Genomic DNA, 15569 nt, shown 5'->3' with positions numbered 1-15569 from the left:
CCTTTTTCGACGCACAGTCCGTGTCGATAGACGATGGAATACGTCCAAGAGGGTATCGCGACACTCCACGATTTCGGCGACGCCAGCCCAGCCGCCCCGACGGACAGCGCAACCGTCGTCGTCCCGATGACGGAGCGAGAACACGCAGGATTAGCTGCCGAACGCGTCCTCTCGGCGCTCGAAGCCGTGTCCCCGGAGCGCGTCGTCGTTCCGCTGCGTGCGTCGGCGGATCGCGTCGAGGCAATTGTCGAGTGGCTCGACGAGTTCGACCTCCCGCTGTCGATACTCTGGTGTGACGGCCCGCGGCTCTCGGAACTCCTGTCGGAGGCAGATCTCAACGGGGCCCGCGGAAAGGGTCGTGACGTGTGGCTCGCACTCGGAATCGCGAGCGACAGTGAATACATCGTCGTTCACGACGCCGATGCGAAGAGCTACGACGCGCGTCACGTTCCGAAGCTCCTATTCCCGCTCGCGCACGGAAAAGCGGTCTCGAAGGGGTACTACGCCCGCGTGGAGAACGACCGACTGTACGGCCGACTCTTCCGACTGTTTTATCGACCATTGATCGAAGCGATCGAAGCCGAACGTGACGCGCCGATACTCGAGTATCTCGGGGCGTTTCGGTACGCGCTCGCGGGGGAGTTCGCCACGACCGGCCGACTCGCTCGACGACTCCGTATCCAACGCGGTTGGGGACTGGAAGTCGGAACGCTCGGCGAGGCGTTCCGGCTGGTGGGTGCTGAGGGATCCGCACAGGTCGATCTCGGCGTACACGAACACGATCACCGAGCCGTTTCGGGACCCAGCGGACTCTCGGATATGTCCCGACAGGTCGGACGCACATTGCTCCAGGCGCTCGAGGACAACGGGGTCGAGCCGCCCTACGAGACGCTCGAAGACCGATACCGTACGGCTGCCGAGCGCCTCGTCGATGGCTACGCGCTCGACGCCGCATTCAATGGATTCGAGTACGATCGGGCCGATGAACTGGCGCAGATAGACACCTACGCCGACGCGATCGAGCGACCGAAACTGGATACCAGACTGCCGGCGTGGGAGATGGCACCGATCGAACCGGGAGACGTGGCCAACGCGACGCTCGAGGACCTCGCCGACGTGACAGCAGCCAACCGACGCGAGCGAGGGTGGCGGACGACGTAGCGTCGGAACGTTCAGGGACGGGTGTCCCGAGACACACGTATGAAGCAAGCGATCGTCGCCCGGACTGACATCGGAATGGGGACGGGAAAGCTCGCGGCACAGGTCGCCCACGCGTCGCTGAAAGCGTACGAAAACGCCGGTGCGGACGCCCAACGGGAGTGGAAATCTGACGGGCAAAAGAAGATCGTCTTGAAGTGTTCGGGTGAGAGACAACTCCGGAAACTCGCCGACAAGGCGCGTCAGGAGCGGCTTCCGTACGCGCTCGTGACCGACGCCGGCCACACACAACTCGAACCGGGGACGGTGACGGCGCTGGCGGTCGGTCCGGGGCCCGAGAACATCGTCGACAAGGTGACCGGCGATCTGAGTCTCTACTGAAGATGGGTATCGGGGACTGAGACCGGTAAACGACCACGGGTCGGGTGACCCGTGGCTTTCGTAATCCCCCTAGAACGCGCGGTGGTACTGCCGTGGGACGGGGGCGTCGCGCCCGAGTTCCTGTGCGGCACGGATCGCGAAGTACGGGTCCCGAAGGTGTTCTCGGCCGAGGATCGCGAGATCTGCGCGGCCGTTCCGAATGATTTCGTCCGCACCCTCCGGGGTCGTGATGGCACCGACGGTGCCGACCGGCATGCCGCTTTCGGCGACCTGCTCGGCGTAGGGGACCTGATAGTGTGGACCTGTCGATGGAACCTGTTGGTCGGGGTGGATCGCGCCTGCGCTCACGTCGACGAGATCGACGCCGCGCGGCTGCAGTTCGCCGGCGAGCTTCGTTGAGTCCTCGACGGTCCACGACTCCCGGTCCGGGAGCCAGTCGGTCGCGGAAACGCGGACGAAAAGCGGCATACCTTCCGGGATCACGTCCCGAACCTCGGTAACGATCTCCTCGACCAGCCGCGTCCGGTTCTCGAAACTGCCGCCGTATTCGTCCTCCCGGGTGTTCGTCACCGGCGAGAGGAACTCGTGGAGCAAGTACCCGTGGGCCGCGTGAATCTCGATGATATCGAAGCCGACGTCGACGGCCCGGATGGCGGCATCGACGAACTGTTGTTTGAGGTCTTCGATACCCTCGGCATCGAGACCTTCAGTTTCGATCGGTTCGTCGTACGGCCACGGTTCGTCGGTCGGGCCCACTGGCGTCCACCCCGAGTCACCGTGGATCGGACCGCCGCCATCGGACGGTCTGAACGCGGATGCCTTTCGACCGGCGTGGGCGAGTTGGATCGCTGACGTCGCGCCCTGAGATTCGATGTACTCCGTGATCGGGCGAAGCGCTTCCGCGTGTTCGTCGCTCCAGATTCCGAGGTCCTGTGGGGAGATCCGTCCGCGGGGTTCGACCGCGGTCGCCTCGGTCATCACGATACCGGCACCGCCGGTCGCTCGACTGCCGAGGTGAACCAGATGCCAATCGGTCGCGAGACCATCTTCGTCTTCACAGGAGTACTGACACATCGGCGACACCATCACGCGGTTTCTGGCGGTTACGTCCCGACACTCGAACGGAGTGAACAGATGCATGTACTCCGGATTCGAGGAGGAGTCAAAAGACCCTTCGTATATCGGTCAGCCGTTCCGAGCCGTGAATTCGGTCACCGTTCGTCGATTGGGAGGCCCCATCCACCGAACCGAATACGAAGAGCCATGTTCGGGGATGCGTACACGCTAATATGCGCGATTCGCACTCGGTCGAGGCCGCCGTCGGGATCGAGTACTACGTCACTGATTCCGACGGCGTCGGTGGCCATCTCCGGGATCGACCGACCGATTTCCGGGTTCGAGAGCGGGAGGCGTTCGGCGCGGACCTCCGGGGACTCGACGCCGTTGTCGGTTCGTATCCACATCTCGTCTTCCGGGCGACGCTTCGGGGGTGGGATACGAACGATTTCGCCTCGGCGCTCTCGAACAAACTCGCGATCAGCCGCGAGCGCGTCTCGTGGGCCGGGACGAAGGACAAACACGCGGTCACGACTCAGCTGTTTTCCGTGAAGCACGGAGAGAACGACCTACCGGCGATAGCCGGTGCCGAGATCGAAGTGCTCGGCCGAGCGGGGCGGCCGGTGTTGTTCGGCGACCTCATCGGCAACGAGTTCGAGTTGGTCGTCCGCGACGCTGATCGGCCCGAAAACGCCGAGGCGATCGCGAATGAGCTTCGTCGGTTTGCGGGCGAGGGCGAGGGCACAAGCGAGGACGTCGCCGTTCCGAACTACTTCGGCCAACAGCGGTTCGGCTCGAAGCGAGCGATCACCCACCGCGTCGGCGTCGACATCGTGCGTGGCGATTGGAAGTCCGCGGCCACCCGCTACATTTGTGAAACGAGCCAGCGTGAACCGGAACGGACTCGAACGGCCAGAGAGCGCCTCGGAGAGAGCCGCGAGTGGGAACGGGCTGACGAACTCCTTCCCGGAGGGCTTCGGTTCGAACGGGCGATCGCCAGTCGGCTGGCCGAGGGGGCCGAAACCGACGAGGACTACCGGGCCGCACTCGAACGCTTGCCGACGAATCTCCAGCGAATGTTCACGAATGCCGCCCAATCGTACGCGTTCAACCGAATCGTATCCGAGCGGCTCCGCCGGGGGCTTCCGTTCGGCCGACCGATCGAAGGCGACATCGTCTGTTTCGCCGACGAGAATGGACTTCCGGATCCGGATCGAACGCAAGTCGTCGAGGAGGACCAGTTGGGAATCATAAAGCGACACTGCGAGCGGAATCGTGCATTCGTCACCGCCCCGCTCGTCGGAACCGAAACGGAGTTCGGAGACGGGAAACCGGCGGCAATCGCTCGGCGCGTCCTCGACGATCTCGGGCTCGATCGACCTGACTTCGATCGTCCCGGGGAGTTCGGATCGAGCGGGACGCGTCGGGCGATCCGGGTGGCCACTGATCTTGGACTCGGATCGGAGCCGCTCACGCTCGCGTTCTCGCTGCCGAAGGGAAGTTACGCGACCGTGCTCGCTCGCGAGTTCCTGAAAGTCGATCCCGGCGGCCTCGCCTGATCCGTTCGAAAAACCGCCTCGCTTATCCGAGCCGATCGCTTCCAATCAGATATGGACTGTCGGTGCTGTGCGTCGTCACTCGATCGACCGGGTGATTACTGCTTGGTGTGTCGAAGCGCCAACGCCGACACCGTCGTCATCGAATGCGACGCGGAGCGAGCGGCGGTAACCACGCTGCTCGACGATGAGATCGTCAGCCAACGAACGGTCACGACGACGCGCGAGACCGACGAACGGTGGGCACCGACCGAACGCCGGAACTTCGCGGGGCGAATCGCCGACGAAGCGCGCAGAAAGCGACCCGAGGAGGTGTACGCGACGGGGGATCGAGACGTGATCGCCGCCGTTCGGGCGGAGCTTCATTTCCCGTTCTACCGCGTCGAAGACGACGCTCCGATCGAAGCGGTCCGACGAAAGCGCGGCCAGCCCGCACTGGAGGTAGTTGAAGCCACGGTCGAAGAGAAACTCGGCGGTAGCCACAGTACCGTAATCGGTGGACGCATCGGACGTCGAACGCTGCAAACGGTCGCCGAACACCCGCACGTCAAGAAGATCATCCCCGGGCCGATAGACGCCGGTGGCTCCAGCTCGCGAACTGGCGTCCGAGCGAAAGCCACCCGTGCCGATCAACACGGGAACGTCCGCCTGTTGATTCGAGACGGGTCGAGCGTTCAGGAGAACCGGATCGTCACGACGGCTGGCAGCCGCGAACTCGGCGAGCACGTCCGAGCGGACCTCAACGATGCGCTCTCGGAGGCCGATCTTCGGGGATGAGTACGCCACATCGGCCGGCGCGAAACGTGGGATTTATCCGTTCGCTACGGCCATAGTACGATACTATGGCCAAGAAGGGCAAGACAGGCAGCGCCGGTCGGTTCGGGGCACGCTACGGACGGGTCGCACGCCGCCGAGTTGCGGAGATCGAATCCGACATGCAGAGCGCGACGGTCGACGGCGACAGCGTCAAACGCGTCGGAACCGGCATCTGGGTCAACAAAGAGACCGGCGAGACGTTCACCGGCGGTGCCTACCGGCCGGAGACACCGGCCGGGAAGACAGTCAAGCGATCCATTCGAGCCGCAATCGGCGACGAAGACGACGAATAACGACCGATGAGTTACAAGTGCTCCCGCTGTAAGCGCGATGTCGAACTCGACGAGTACGGCGGCGTCCGCTGTCCGTACTGCGGCCACCGCGTGCTGTTGAAAGAGCGGAGCCGCGATATCAAAGAAGTCGACGTCGAGTAGCGTGCACACCGCCGAACTTCGGTTTCAGTATCGCTCTCAGGGAGCGGCGGCGCTCGTCTGTGACGCGGTCGAACGGGAAGTCGGCGAGATCGATGGGGACCGGGCGACGGCCGCGCTGTTCCGACACGGTTCGACGGTCGTCATCGAGATCGAAGCCGACGATCTCGTCGCGCTGCGAGCGGCGTTAAATACGTGGGAGACGCTGCTGGAAGTCGCCGAGGAGGTCGCCGAAACTGGTCGACCGGGCGAGGTTTTATAACTGAGACCGGGGCCACAGCGCGTATGCGCTGACTGATCACCGACGGTCCGCGAGCGGGAGCGCGGTGGACGGATCGTCGGCGGGGACACCGCCTGTTCGAACGTAGTCGCTCGTGTTCGATGACTGCCGTTCAGTCGGCCTCGTACTCGTACACGACTACGTCACCGTCCTCGAAGGCAGGTGTGAGCCGTGGATGTTCGTCGACCGTGAGTTCGTAGGAGGCTCGCTCCGCGGGTCCGACGTAGACGTACGAAACGTCGTATCGGTCGAGGAGCGCCGACTGATGCTCGGGGTCCCCTTCGTAGATCGTCGTCACGTCGTCGAGCCGCACCTCGTATGGCTCGCTCCCACGGTACTGTGCCTCGTGGAACCAACCGAGCACCGTCGGGACGCCGGTGAGACTCGCGGGCGCCGAGGCACCCTCACCGTCCTCGGGAATCCATTGGTATCCGCCGGGGGCAGCCGTGACGATCGTGGGTTGGCCCTCGCGGTCGTCGAGCCACGCGATCGACGCTGCTTCACCGGGGTATCTCGCGTCGAGATACGCTTCGCCGTCGAGGGTCGCGCCGTCGCTTCCGATCGGTTCGCCGCCGAGATGGGCCGGGATGGCCAAGCCCGCGTACAGTCCCGTCGAGACGACGGCAATGCCGACAATCACGGTTCCGACCGATCGCCACTGATCGGTCTCGATCGATCCGAGTACGTTCGCCGAACCGGGGACACGATGGGCGACCAGTCGAGCCGCGATAACGCCCGCGGCTGACGACCAGAGGACCCACAACTGTGAGTACACCTTGAAAACGGTGTTGAGACGCTCGAGACCGGTACCTCGCTGTTGGGGTTCGACGACGTAGACGAACTCGACGATGAGCACGAGCCCGAGTCCGGCGAGCAGTAGAACCGTCTCGAAGCCGACGTCCGTCCGACCCCGAAGGAGCAGCCACGCGGCGAGCAGGATCGGACCGAACAGCCCGATAGCGGCGAATCCGGCGAGCCACGCGACGACCGCACCGACGGCAACAGCGGCGACGATCATTCGCGAGGGATTCCGATCATCGAGGTCGGCGACGATCCGATGCGTGAGATACGGAATGAAAAGTAACAAAAAGCCGCCGTGGACGATCAACAACGGTCCGAGATCGCTCCGTGACGGGAAGAATCCGATACTTCGGGTGCTCGCACTCGACAGCCAAAACGGGGCGACGACGAGTCCGCCGGCGACGAGTACCGCCGCCGCTCCGAGGAGCGAGACTCCGTCGCGTCGGATCTCTTCGCGAAAACCAGCCCGTGCGGGAAATCGTATCGAGATCGGCGTCGGCAACAGCGTCGCCGGATCGGCCGGTGCGAACGCGATCGTCAGAAAGACGAGCCCGCCGGCAACTGGAAAGTCCCACGTGTTGGTGATGGCGAGAAAGCCGGCGACCGGTGCCGTCGCCAGCACCAGTGCGCGTCGGCGTCCGGTTTGCGCTTCGGGCGTTCGCCAGTAACTGTAACAGAGTCCGGCGACGAGAAGCGTGAACGGCGTCGTTATCATGTGGGCGTGGAGGTCACCGTTGAGCCACGCGAAAAGCGGAAACTCGTTGATCGTTCCCTCTATGACCCGACTGGAATCCCAATAGTAAAACGACGACGGAGACCACGTGAGCAGTTCCGAATCCCGGCCGATACCGGGGACAGCAGTGACGGCGGTCGATGGAAGCAGCCACGCTACGACCTGAACGGCGGTGTAGAGGTTCCCGGAGAGACCGACGAAGAACGCGCCTATCGCCGCCGCAAAACGGCGTGGCGCGCCGTGGTCAGCCGCGATCGAACCCGCAAGCCCGTAGGCAGCGGTGACGAGCGACGCGTAGAAGCCGGAGAGTGCTAGGTTGTAAGCGAACCGCGGCGCGGTTCCAGTGAGGATCGTCAAAAGCGCAGTCAACATCTGTCCACCGTAATAGTACTGGACCGATTCACCGGCGAACCACATATCCTCGGGCGGTAAGGCGTCGCTTCTGAGTAGCGTCCGAAGCAGCCCGTAATCGAGGAATTTCTCACCCGCAGAGATCGGCAGCGGCGCGATGGCCGGCGAGGCGGCACGGATCGAAATCATAATAAAAAACGCGAGCGTGAAGACGACGCCGACTTCGGCGTAGGATCGCCACTCGACTCTGCCGTGGTCGCCGAATTGAAGACTCAATCCACCGAGAACAACCAATCCAGCGACCAATGCAGGGATTCCGAACGTGAGATGTCCGACAAGATACCCGACGACGGCGATCGTAACGAGGGCGATCGGAATCGCGAACGCCGCTCCCGAGTCGTGGAATCGTCGGAACGCGACTGCGGAGAGTGGTAACGCGAGTGCTCCGATCACGAGGTACGTGGCGAGCCACAGGACGACGAGACCGTACTCCATTAGGCGTATCGGCGGTGTGTGACCGTATATCGCTTGTGGAGTCGCGCCACGCAAAGTCGAATCGCTTTTGCGGACGGCCGGTTCAGGCTACAGTATGAGTTCGCTCGGGATCGTCGTTCCGGCGTTTCGGCCGGATATCGAGCGGTTGGAGCAGTATATCGGTGGGCTACACACAGAACTTGCTCCGAAGACGATCCGCGTCGAGATCGATGACCCGGGCGAAGATCGTGTACGGCGACTTTCGGCGATCGATATTCCGAGCGTAGAGGTGAGTGCAGTTCCCTACCGTCGGGGCAAGGGTGCTGCGGTCACGGCCGGCTTCGAAGCGCTCTCGACCGATCGATTGGCGTTCACCGACGCGGACGGAAGTACGTCCGCGTCGGAACTCGGGCGCGTTATCGACGCGCTGGACTCGGCCGACGTGGCGGTGGGCTCGAGACGGCATCCCGCATCGATCATCGTCGGCCACCGAACGTACGTCCGCCGACTGCTCGGCGATGGGTTCGCGTGGCTCGCCCGGCGAGCGCTGGAACCGAGCCTCCACGATTACCAGTGTGGGGCCAAGGCAATCGACGCCAACGCCTGGAAGCGCATTCGACCACATATATACGAACCCGGGTTCGCGTGGGATCTCGAAGTTCTCGCAGTCGCCGGGGCGCTCGACCTGGGGATTCGAGAGGTCCCGATCGTCTGGGAAGACCAGCCTGGATCGACGGTGTCGCCGATCACAACCACACTCTCGATGGCGAGATCGCTCGTTGTGACCCGACACCGGACGAAACGACTCCAAGACAGTTCGTTTCACCACGCGATTCAGCGTGGAAGCGATCCGATCGCGCTCGTCGACCGGAACCGATGATAGACCTAACGGAGATCGGCGAGGCGCTGTACGCACCGTTCCGGTTCGGTCGGTTCGTGAGCGTCGGTGCGGTCGGGGCAGTTTGTGACAACGCCGTCTTACTCACACTAACGACGTTTGGAGTGCTCCCGGAACTCGCGAAGTTCGTCGGTATCGAAACGGCGATCGCGGTCATGTTCGTCCTTAACGAACGTTGGACGTTCGCCGAAGCCGGGCGCTCGGGGCTGGTGCCGACGTTACGACGATTGGCGACGTCGAACGTCGTTCGGATCGGCGGTATAGCGGTCCAGCTCGTGGTCTTTTCTCTCGTCTACCGGTGGCTGTATATCGAGTTGTTGGTGTTCGGTCTAGATCTGTGGCTCCTCGTCGCCAGCGCGGCCGGGATCGGCTGTGGAATGCTCGTCAACTACGTCACGGAGAGTCTCATCACGTGGCGACTCCATCGATGACGAGTGAGACTGTCACACCAGGATTCCACAGACGGCGGGTCAATCACAACCCTTAATTGGCGGACCCAACTACGAGGTAATAGCGGGATGGGATAGCCAGGAGATTCCGCCGGGCTCATAACCCGGAGATCGGACGTTCAAATCGTCCTCCCGCTATTCTCTTCGAGTATTAATTCGTGAGACGTACGTCTGCGACTCGGAGAACGCACGGATCGTCGTTATTTGATGACCGAACGCCGTGGGCTGGCGAGACCGTAATTATCGAGGGGGAAACGAGCCTCGTAGGGGGGTATCGTAGCAGGGTGGGGTGCCAGAGAACTCCTCGGAGATGCCTCTCAAATCGGTGCCGCGAATCTATACACACCCACAATACTCCCGATCAGTTGTCGCCGGTCGGATCGATGATCACGACTTCGCCGTTCTCGACGGTGACGTTGATGAGCGTCTTCGCGCTGTAGGGCGAGTCGTCCAGTTCGTTCGTTCCGTCGACTTTCTTGATAACGGCGACAACGTCGACAATGTTGGCGCCGATGTCCTCGAGTGCGGCACAGATCGCAGAGAGCGTTCCGCCGGTCGAGAGCACGTCGTCGAGGACGAGAACGTTATCCCCCTCCTCAACGTCGTTGATGTACATCTGATTTTCCGAGTAGCCAGTTCGTTGGAACAGCGGCGTCTCGCCCTTGAGACCGTATTCGCGCTTTCGAATGACGACGAGGGGAATGTCGGTCATGAGCGAGACGGCGGTCGAAATGTGGATCCCCATCGCGGCCGGCGTGACGATCTTATTGACGTTTTCGAGTTTGGCCTTTCGGATGATTTTGATGACGATCTCGCGGAGCAGGCTCGGTTTGAGCATCGGGACGCCGTCGCTGATCGGGTGAACAAAATAGTGGTAATCGTCCTTTTTCACGATCGGCGATTCGAGCAACGACCGCTGAAGCTGATCCATACACCGGTTATCGGGAGATACGGGTAAAGCCTGACGGTCCGAATCAGCCACCGAGAGGCTTTACTCGGTCGATTCGCCCGTATCGAGCGTCAAGAAAGCGTCGAGAATCGTTCGTTTCGCGATCGCACCGTGGGTCGTCCAGTGGTGGGCGTAATCGAGCATGTCGTCGTAGATATCGGGTTTACAACCGGCGGCCTTCGGGTGCCCACCGCCGTTGACTTGCCGGGCGACCTCGTGACATCGCTCGAATCGATCAGTGCCACGAATCGACGCCGATCCCGCAGGTTTGACGATAACCGACGCGTCCGCGCCCTCCTGTCGCATCGCCTCCGCGACCTCGTTCTGTGAGCACCGACCGTAGGTAACGCCGACCGTCCAGTCACTGACTTCCCGGTACTCCGCGCGGTCGACCGCTTTCTCAATGAGCGCCTCCTTTTCGATGCGTTGTTCGTCGAGAAAGGACATGACGGACCCTGGCAGGTCAGCACCGTGTTCGACGACCGTCTCGATGTACTCCTCCGGCTCGATCCAGTACGCGTAGTCCGCGAGATCGTCGCTGCGAGGATCCTCGCGCAGCCACAGATCGTGGTCGCGAGTGACGGTGGCGAGATCGACGTACCGGTCCTCAAAGTCGTAATCCAGTGTGTCGAGCGCTACATCGGTCGTACAGACGGCATCCGAATCCCCGACGACTAATTCGGCGTGTTCCGAAACGGTGTCGGCAAGCGACGGGTCCCACTGGTGGTGATCGAACCAGTACACGTCTGCCGCCATATCGGCGACCGCCGGAAGCGCTTCGAGATCGCGTTCGGAATCGGGACAGAGATCACATATATACAGTTCGACGCCGAGGGCTCCGTACTCGGCGACGTATTCGAGTGCCTCACCGAGTTCATGCGGGCCGGCTGCGAGCAGGCCAGCAGCTCCGAAGGCGACTCGCAACAGAGCGACACAGCCGAGTCCGTCGGCGTCTGGATCCGCGATGACGACCCGTTCGACCCCGGAGATCGCCTCCTTCGCTTCGCGCTCGGCGACGGTATCGTCGAACGAGTCCGGAGTGAAAAATCCCTCGCCCGGGAGCAGTGATCGACGGTACAGCGGAATCGTCCCGTCGTCGATTAGTCGATCATCCATACCTCACGACCGAGGGGCGCAGTCATAAGCCTCCCGTTCAACATCAGTTTCGCGGCGTCGTTATTCGAGCTGTCGAACCGTCAGTACGGGCACGGGACAGGTTCGAACGACGTGTTCTGCAACGCTTCCCAGGAGAAACGAGTGTTCACCGCTTCGACCTCGCGTCCCCATCGCGACGCCGTCGGCCCCGATGTCGTCGACGTACCCGACGATCTGTTCGCCGGGGTGACCGACGCGAACCGCCGTCTCCAACTCCACAGGATCGTCGAGCGACTGGTTCGCGTCGACGATCCGATCGAGCGCTTCCGCACCCTGTTCGTCGAGGGCACTTCGAACGTCGTTTTGTACTCGTTCGGGAAGCGGCTGTACGCGGCCCTCGTTGACGACGTAGAGCGCGTGTACGGTGGCGTCGAACCGCCGTGCGAGATCGAGCGTACACTCGACCGCCCGCGAAACGCTCTCGGAGCCGTCCGTCGCCACGACCACCGTCTCGAACATGCGTTTTGCTGGATTCGCGATAACCATAAACCCATACGCTATGCGTTGGTGGCGGGCGATCGCGTACACGATGTATTACGTGCCGTCCCGTTGGCGAACGACCGGATCGAACGAACATAACACATCGGGTGTGATTTATGTCGGTATCTCTCGAAGCCCGGGTATGAAGATCGATACGGTACTCGTTCCGGTTGACGGCACCCGGGCGGCGATGGAGGCAGTCGAATACGCCATCGCGATCGCGGACCGGTACGGCGCATGTGTTCACGCGCTGTATCTCATCGGAGAGAACGCCGCCGTCGCGATGGACGACGGGAGTATTCAAGCCGAAGCCGTCGCCGACCGCGGCGAACAGGTCATGGCTGGCGTCAGGGCAGCCGGCGGCAGCGTCCCGATCGATCACTCCTCTGCGTGTGGGTTTTCGGTATCCAGGTTGAGCCAACATCCCGGTAGCGTCATCCTCGATGTCGCCGAGATGCTGGACGTCGAGTTCATCGTCGTTCCCCGTGAACCGGTCACTGGAGACACGGAGGCCGTGATCGAGAAGGCGGCCGAGTACGTCCTCGCGTACGCCTCACAGCCGGTTCTCTCGGTGTAAAACGTGCTGGGTTACGATCGTTCGATAGATCGAAATACGGTTTATTCACCACGAGAGGACGGTCGCCTCGATCGCAATCTCGAGTGGGCTTTAGTAAGTCGAGGCGTCAGTCTTCGAGTAACCTCGCCGCCATCTCTAACTCGAAGCTCCCGTCGTTCGTTGGAGCGAATCCCACGTTTCGATATAACGCGATTGCGGATTTGTTCCAGCGCTCGACGGTCAACCAGACGTGCGTGACACCGTCCTCGCGCCCGGCACCGAGCAGCCCCTGTATCAGGCCGGTTCCGATCCCAGCGTTCTGGTACTCACCGAGAACGAAGATCGCGAGCTCGAACGCGTCGTGTCCGTCCGGAACCAAGATCGCGTGGCCGACGGGCATCTCGTCGTGCCACGCGACGACGTTGATGCAGTCCTTGACGAGTAGCTTCTCGAGCCAATTTCTGATCTGCTCCTCGTTGGCCGGTGGGATCCCCTGGGCGCGATCCTCAGGATCGAACTGACGGTACATGTCGAGCAACGTCTCGATTCCATCGTCGTAGCGACGAACTTCTATGTGCCGACCGTTACGATCGTCGAACTCACACGGTGGACTCTCGTACGGTCCTGCCACGGTGTCTGGGTATTCGCGGGTCATCGGATGAGGGTCACCGTCGTTCGAGCGTTCAACAGAACGAATTCGGAGATCGATCCGAGTTGAACCTTTCCGAGGGGGCTCGTTTCACCGCCGCCGAGAACGATGCGGTCGTACGAGCCACGTTCGGCGAGTTCGAGTAGTTGACTTCCCGGATGGCCCGACAACGTCCGTATCTCCGCCTCGAAGCCGGCTGCGTCGAGAACGTCACTCGCGTGCGCTCGGATCTCCGCTTTCGAAAGGGATGCGTCCGGGTTCTCCACGATCGCGATCGTCAGCTCGTCGCCGGCCTCTTTGGCCCGATCGACCGCTTTTTCCAGAGCTCGAAGCGAATCCTCGCTTCCGCCGATCCCTAACAGCGTCTTCATACCTGGCCCTCAGTCCCTGAAAGCAAAAGCCTCCCGCCTGCGGATGAAATCGTGCGTCCGTCGCCCGTCAGACATCGCCGATACGCTTTTTCGGCGTCGGGTCGCTACGTTCGGTATGCCCGAGGACGCACAGGCGACGGTCGATGGGGACCGAACGGAAGCGGCTGAAGACGACGAGGACCGGCCGGTCGACGGTTCAACCGGTGAGGACCTGCCGGAAGACGTCCGCGAGTACGCCCGGTTTTCGAAGATCGATGGGGCGACGTACGAGCGTGCCAACGAGTTTCTCCGCGACCGGACGTACATCACTGCCCGCGAGTGGGCGATGGCTCGGCTCTGTGCGGATTTCAGAACCGGGACGGGCGTCGAGATGACGAAAATCGGGGAGAACCTGCCCGAACTCGTCCCGTTCATGACGGACACGTACAGTCCACAGGCGGTGAACCAAGCGCGCTCGTCCTTCGACGGGAAGGTCAGGAAGGCCGGTGCGACGTTCCTTTATGGGGCGATGTGTGATTTCTACACCGCGGAGGAACTCGACGAGTTGATGTACGAGATCACGGAGGTCGCGAAGTTCTTACTCGAAGTCGAGGGTGTCGAGTTGACCGTCGACGAGGAGCTGGACGCCGAAGAACGGATTTCGAGCGTGATGCGCGAGGTCAGAGAATCATCGGCCGCGCTCAGACACGACGAGTTGTGTTGTCCGAACTGTGGCCACGAGATGGAAGCGAAGACCGACGAAGCGAGCGATTAAGCGCGAACGTTTCGACCGTCGTTACTCGCGAACGTCCCATCGCGGAAAACGATCGTGCCGCGAACCACCGTCAGCTCCGGGAGAACGCCGTGCTTTCCTTCGAACGGCGTCCATTCACACTTCGAGTGTAGCTCGTCTGCACGAAGTTCAGCACTCTCGTCCGGGTCGACCAACACGAGATCGGCGTCGAATCCCGCCTCGATACGTCCTTTCGAATCGAGGTCGAAGATCTCCGCAACGTTCGCCGCCGTAACGTCTCGGACCCGTTCGTAGCTAATCCGCCCTCGACGAGCTTGCTCCAAAAGCAACGGGAGCGCGGTCTCAACTCCCGGAACGCCGCTCGGGGCGTCCCAGATGCCCGCGTCCTTCTCTTCGAGCGTGTGAGGGGCATGATCCGTCGCGACGATATCGATGGTACCATCCACGAGTCGCCGAAACATGTCACCGCGCCGGTTCTCACTTCGGAGCGGCGGATTCATGCGCCCGAGCGTCCCCAGCTCGGCGAGATCGTCGCGGGACAAGAACAGATGGTGAGGCGATACCTCGCAAGTCATTCCCGCTTCGGAAACGACGTCGACGCCCTCCGGTGTCGACGTGTGGGCGATGTGGACGGTCGAGTTCAGCCGATCTGAGACGCTGCAGGCGTGTTCTATCGCCTGGATCTCCGCCTCGGCAGTCCGGTAGGCGCTCCACGCGTCGGCATCGGTACGGTCTCGAACCGACTCGTCGAACAGCGCCGCATCCTCAGCGTGTACCGTGACCGGAATATTCTCATTGTGGGCGCGTTCGACAGCCTTCTCGAACAGATCGGTGCCGATCCCCATTTCGCCGGTCGAATCGGCGAGAAACACCTCACCGAGCGCGCCGAGCGGCTTCACGAGGAGTTCGTCCGGAACCCACTCGTCCGTCACGCCGCCGTTGATCGCGTAATCGACGATCGACTCCGCGGCGAACTCGGCTTTTTTTTCGTAGCTCGCTGCGTCGATGGTCGGTGGGTCGGTGTTCGGCTGATCGAAAACGGTGGTAACGCCACCGGCAGCGGCACTTCGAGCGCCGGTCTCCCAGGTTTCTTTGTCCGAGAATCCGGGTTCGCGAAAATGAACGTGCGCATCGATCATCCCGGGTAGCAGGAGTTTCCCGCTCGCGTCGATCGATTCGTCGCTGGTCTCCAACTCCGACCCGATCTCGGCTATCGATTCTCCCTCCACTCGAACGTCGCGTACCCGTCCGTCGGCCAGGGTCGCGTCGTGAAAGAGCATGCTACCGTCTCC

At 62.2% G+C, this 15569-nt stretch carries 19 protein-coding genes and 1 tRNA gene; 12 read left to right on the top strand and 8 right to left on the bottom strand.

Annotated features, from left to right (window positions below; all coding sequences use genetic code 11):
• The first annotated feature begins 33 nt into the window (after positions 1-33).
• Positions 34-1161 (top strand): glycosyl transferase family 2, encoded by a 1128-nt coding sequence (locus R6U53_RS03710; RefSeq protein ID WP_410321020.1) that lies wholly within the window; start codon positions 34-36, stop codon positions 1159-1161.
• A 39-nt stretch (positions 1162-1200) separates the two neighbouring features.
• A complete protein-coding gene (pth2, locus tag R6U53_RS03705; RefSeq protein WP_410321019.1) occupies positions 1201-1539 on the top strand; it encodes a peptidyl-tRNA hydrolase Pth2 in 339 nt (112 codons plus the stop codon).
• Between the two features lie 69 nt (positions 1540-1608).
• Here the strand turns inward: pth2 and R6U53_RS03700 are convergent, their stop codons facing one another.
• Complete coding sequence (locus tag R6U53_RS03700; protein ID WP_410321018.1) at positions 1609-2679, bottom strand: NADH:flavin oxidoreductase/NADH oxidase; 1071 nt, start codon at positions 2677-2679, stop codon at positions 1609-1611.
• A 149-nt stretch (positions 2680-2828) separates the two neighbouring features.
• On the opposite strand from R6U53_RS03700, the gene truD reads away from it, so the two are divergent.
• The 5 genes from truD to R6U53_RS03675 all read left to right on the top strand — a co-directional run bounded on the left by truD (position 2829) and on the right by R6U53_RS03675 (position 5660).
• A complete protein-coding gene (truD, locus tag R6U53_RS03695) occupies positions 2829-4154 on the top strand; it encodes a tRNA pseudouridine(13) synthase TruD (RefSeq protein WP_410321017.1) in 1326 nt (441 codons plus the stop codon).
• A gap of 51 nt (positions 4155-4205) precedes the next feature.
• Positions 4206-4928: a DUF2103 domain-containing protein gene (locus R6U53_RS03690; protein ID WP_410321016.1), complete on the top strand. Its 723-nt coding sequence runs from the start codon at positions 4206-4208 to the stop codon at positions 4926-4928.
• Between the two features lie 65 nt (positions 4929-4993).
• The gene (locus R6U53_RS03685) at positions 4994-5260 is read left to right on the top strand and encodes a 50S ribosomal protein L37ae (protein WP_410321015.1); all 267 of its coding nucleotides are present in this window, start codon (positions 4994-4996) and stop codon (positions 5258-5260) included.
• Between the two features lie 6 nt (positions 5261-5266).
• Positions 5267-5401: a DNA-directed RNA polymerase subunit P gene (locus tag R6U53_RS03680; protein ID WP_137276262.1), complete on the top strand. Its 135-nt coding sequence runs from the start codon at positions 5267-5269 to the stop codon at positions 5399-5401.
• 1 nt (position 5402) lies between these two features.
• A complete protein-coding gene (locus R6U53_RS03675; protein ID WP_410321014.1) occupies positions 5403-5660 on the top strand; it encodes a KEOPS complex subunit Pcc1 in 258 nt (85 codons plus the stop codon).
• 130 nt (positions 5661-5790) lie between these two features.
• Here R6U53_RS03675 and R6U53_RS03670 read toward each other — a convergent pair whose 3' ends face one another.
• Positions 5791-8058, bottom strand: coding sequence for a DUF2298 domain-containing protein (locus R6U53_RS03670; protein ID WP_410321013.1), 2268 nt, complete (start codon positions 8056-8058; stop codon positions 5791-5793).
• A gap of 94 nt (positions 8059-8152) precedes the next feature.
• Between R6U53_RS03670 and R6U53_RS03665 the strand changes: the two genes are divergently transcribed.
• The 3 genes from R6U53_RS03665 to R6U53_RS03655 all read left to right on the top strand — a co-directional run bounded on the left by R6U53_RS03665 (position 8153) and on the right by R6U53_RS03655 (position 9522).
• Positions 8153-8917, top strand: coding sequence for a glycosyltransferase (locus R6U53_RS03665; protein ID WP_410321012.1), 765 nt, complete (start codon positions 8153-8155; stop codon positions 8915-8917).
• A complete protein-coding gene (locus R6U53_RS03660; protein WP_410321011.1) occupies positions 8914-9366 on the top strand; it encodes a GtrA family protein in 453 nt (150 codons plus the stop codon). The genes R6U53_RS03665 and R6U53_RS03660 overlap by 4 nt, the downstream gene beginning before the upstream one ends.
• A gap of 81 nt (positions 9367-9447) precedes the next feature.
• Positions 9448-9522, top strand: a tRNA-Met gene (locus R6U53_RS03655).
• Positions 9523-9745: 223 nt separating this feature from the next.
• Here the strand turns inward: R6U53_RS03655 and hpt are convergent.
• Genes hpt through R6U53_RS03640 form a run of 3 tightly spaced genes read right to left on the bottom strand, consistent with a single transcriptional unit; the run spans position 9746 to position 11947 of the window.
• On the bottom strand, positions 9746-10315 hold the full coding sequence (gene hpt, locus R6U53_RS03650; protein WP_410321010.1) for a hypoxanthine/guanine phosphoribosyltransferase: 570 nt from the start codon (positions 10313-10315) through the stop codon (positions 9746-9748).
• A 60-nt stretch (positions 10316-10375) separates the two neighbouring features.
• Positions 10376-11449, bottom strand: a complete 1074-nt coding sequence (locus R6U53_RS03645) for a DHH family phosphoesterase (protein ID WP_410321009.1) — start codon at positions 11447-11449, stop codon at positions 10376-10378.
• 60 nt (positions 11450-11509) lie between these two features.
• Positions 11510-11947 carry a universal stress protein gene (locus R6U53_RS03640; protein WP_410321008.1) on the bottom strand — a complete coding sequence of 146 codons (438 nt, stop codon included), beginning with the start codon at positions 11945-11947 and terminating at the stop codon, positions 11510-11512.
• Positions 11948-12110: 163 nt separating this feature from the next.
• Here R6U53_RS03640 and R6U53_RS03635 point away from each other — a divergent pair, with 163 nt between their 5' ends.
• Complete coding sequence (locus R6U53_RS03635) at positions 12111-12545, top strand: universal stress protein (RefSeq protein ID WP_410321007.1); 435 nt, start codon at positions 12111-12113, stop codon at positions 12543-12545.
• A 106-nt stretch (positions 12546-12651) separates the two neighbouring features.
• Here the strand turns inward: R6U53_RS03635 and R6U53_RS03630 are convergent, their stop codons facing one another.
• Both R6U53_RS03630 and R6U53_RS03625 read right to left on the bottom strand, forming a co-directional pair.
• Positions 12652-13179, bottom strand: a complete 528-nt coding sequence (locus tag R6U53_RS03630; RefSeq protein ID WP_410321006.1) for an N-acetyltransferase family protein — start codon at positions 13177-13179, stop codon at positions 12652-12654.
• Positions 13176-13544: a universal stress protein gene (locus tag R6U53_RS03625; RefSeq protein ID WP_410321005.1), complete on the bottom strand. Its 369-nt coding sequence runs from the start codon at positions 13542-13544 to the stop codon at positions 13176-13178. The genes R6U53_RS03630 and R6U53_RS03625 overlap by 4 nt, the downstream gene beginning before the upstream one ends.
• Positions 13545-13659: 115 nt before the next feature.
• Here R6U53_RS03625 and R6U53_RS03620 point away from each other — a divergent pair, with 115 nt between their 5' ends.
• On the top strand, positions 13660-14298 hold the full coding sequence (locus tag R6U53_RS03620; RefSeq protein ID WP_410321004.1) for a DUF5806 family protein: 639 nt from the start codon (positions 13660-13662) through the stop codon (positions 14296-14298).
• Here R6U53_RS03620 and R6U53_RS03615 read toward each other — a convergent pair.
• Complete coding sequence (locus R6U53_RS03615) at positions 14295-15557, bottom strand: dihydroorotase (protein WP_410321003.1); 1263 nt, start codon at positions 15555-15557, stop codon at positions 14295-14297. The genes R6U53_RS03620 and R6U53_RS03615 overlap by 4 nt on opposite strands.
• Positions 15558-15569 lie beyond the last annotated feature (12 nt).

The organism is Natronomonas sp., from assembly GCF_046483325.1.
In the GTDB taxonomy this organism is placed as follows: Archaea; Halobacteriota; Halobacteria; order Halobacteriales; family Haloarculaceae; genus Natronomonas.
Note: the sequence above shows the minus strand (reverse complement) of the source record. Positions and strands in the feature narration are given on the sequence as shown.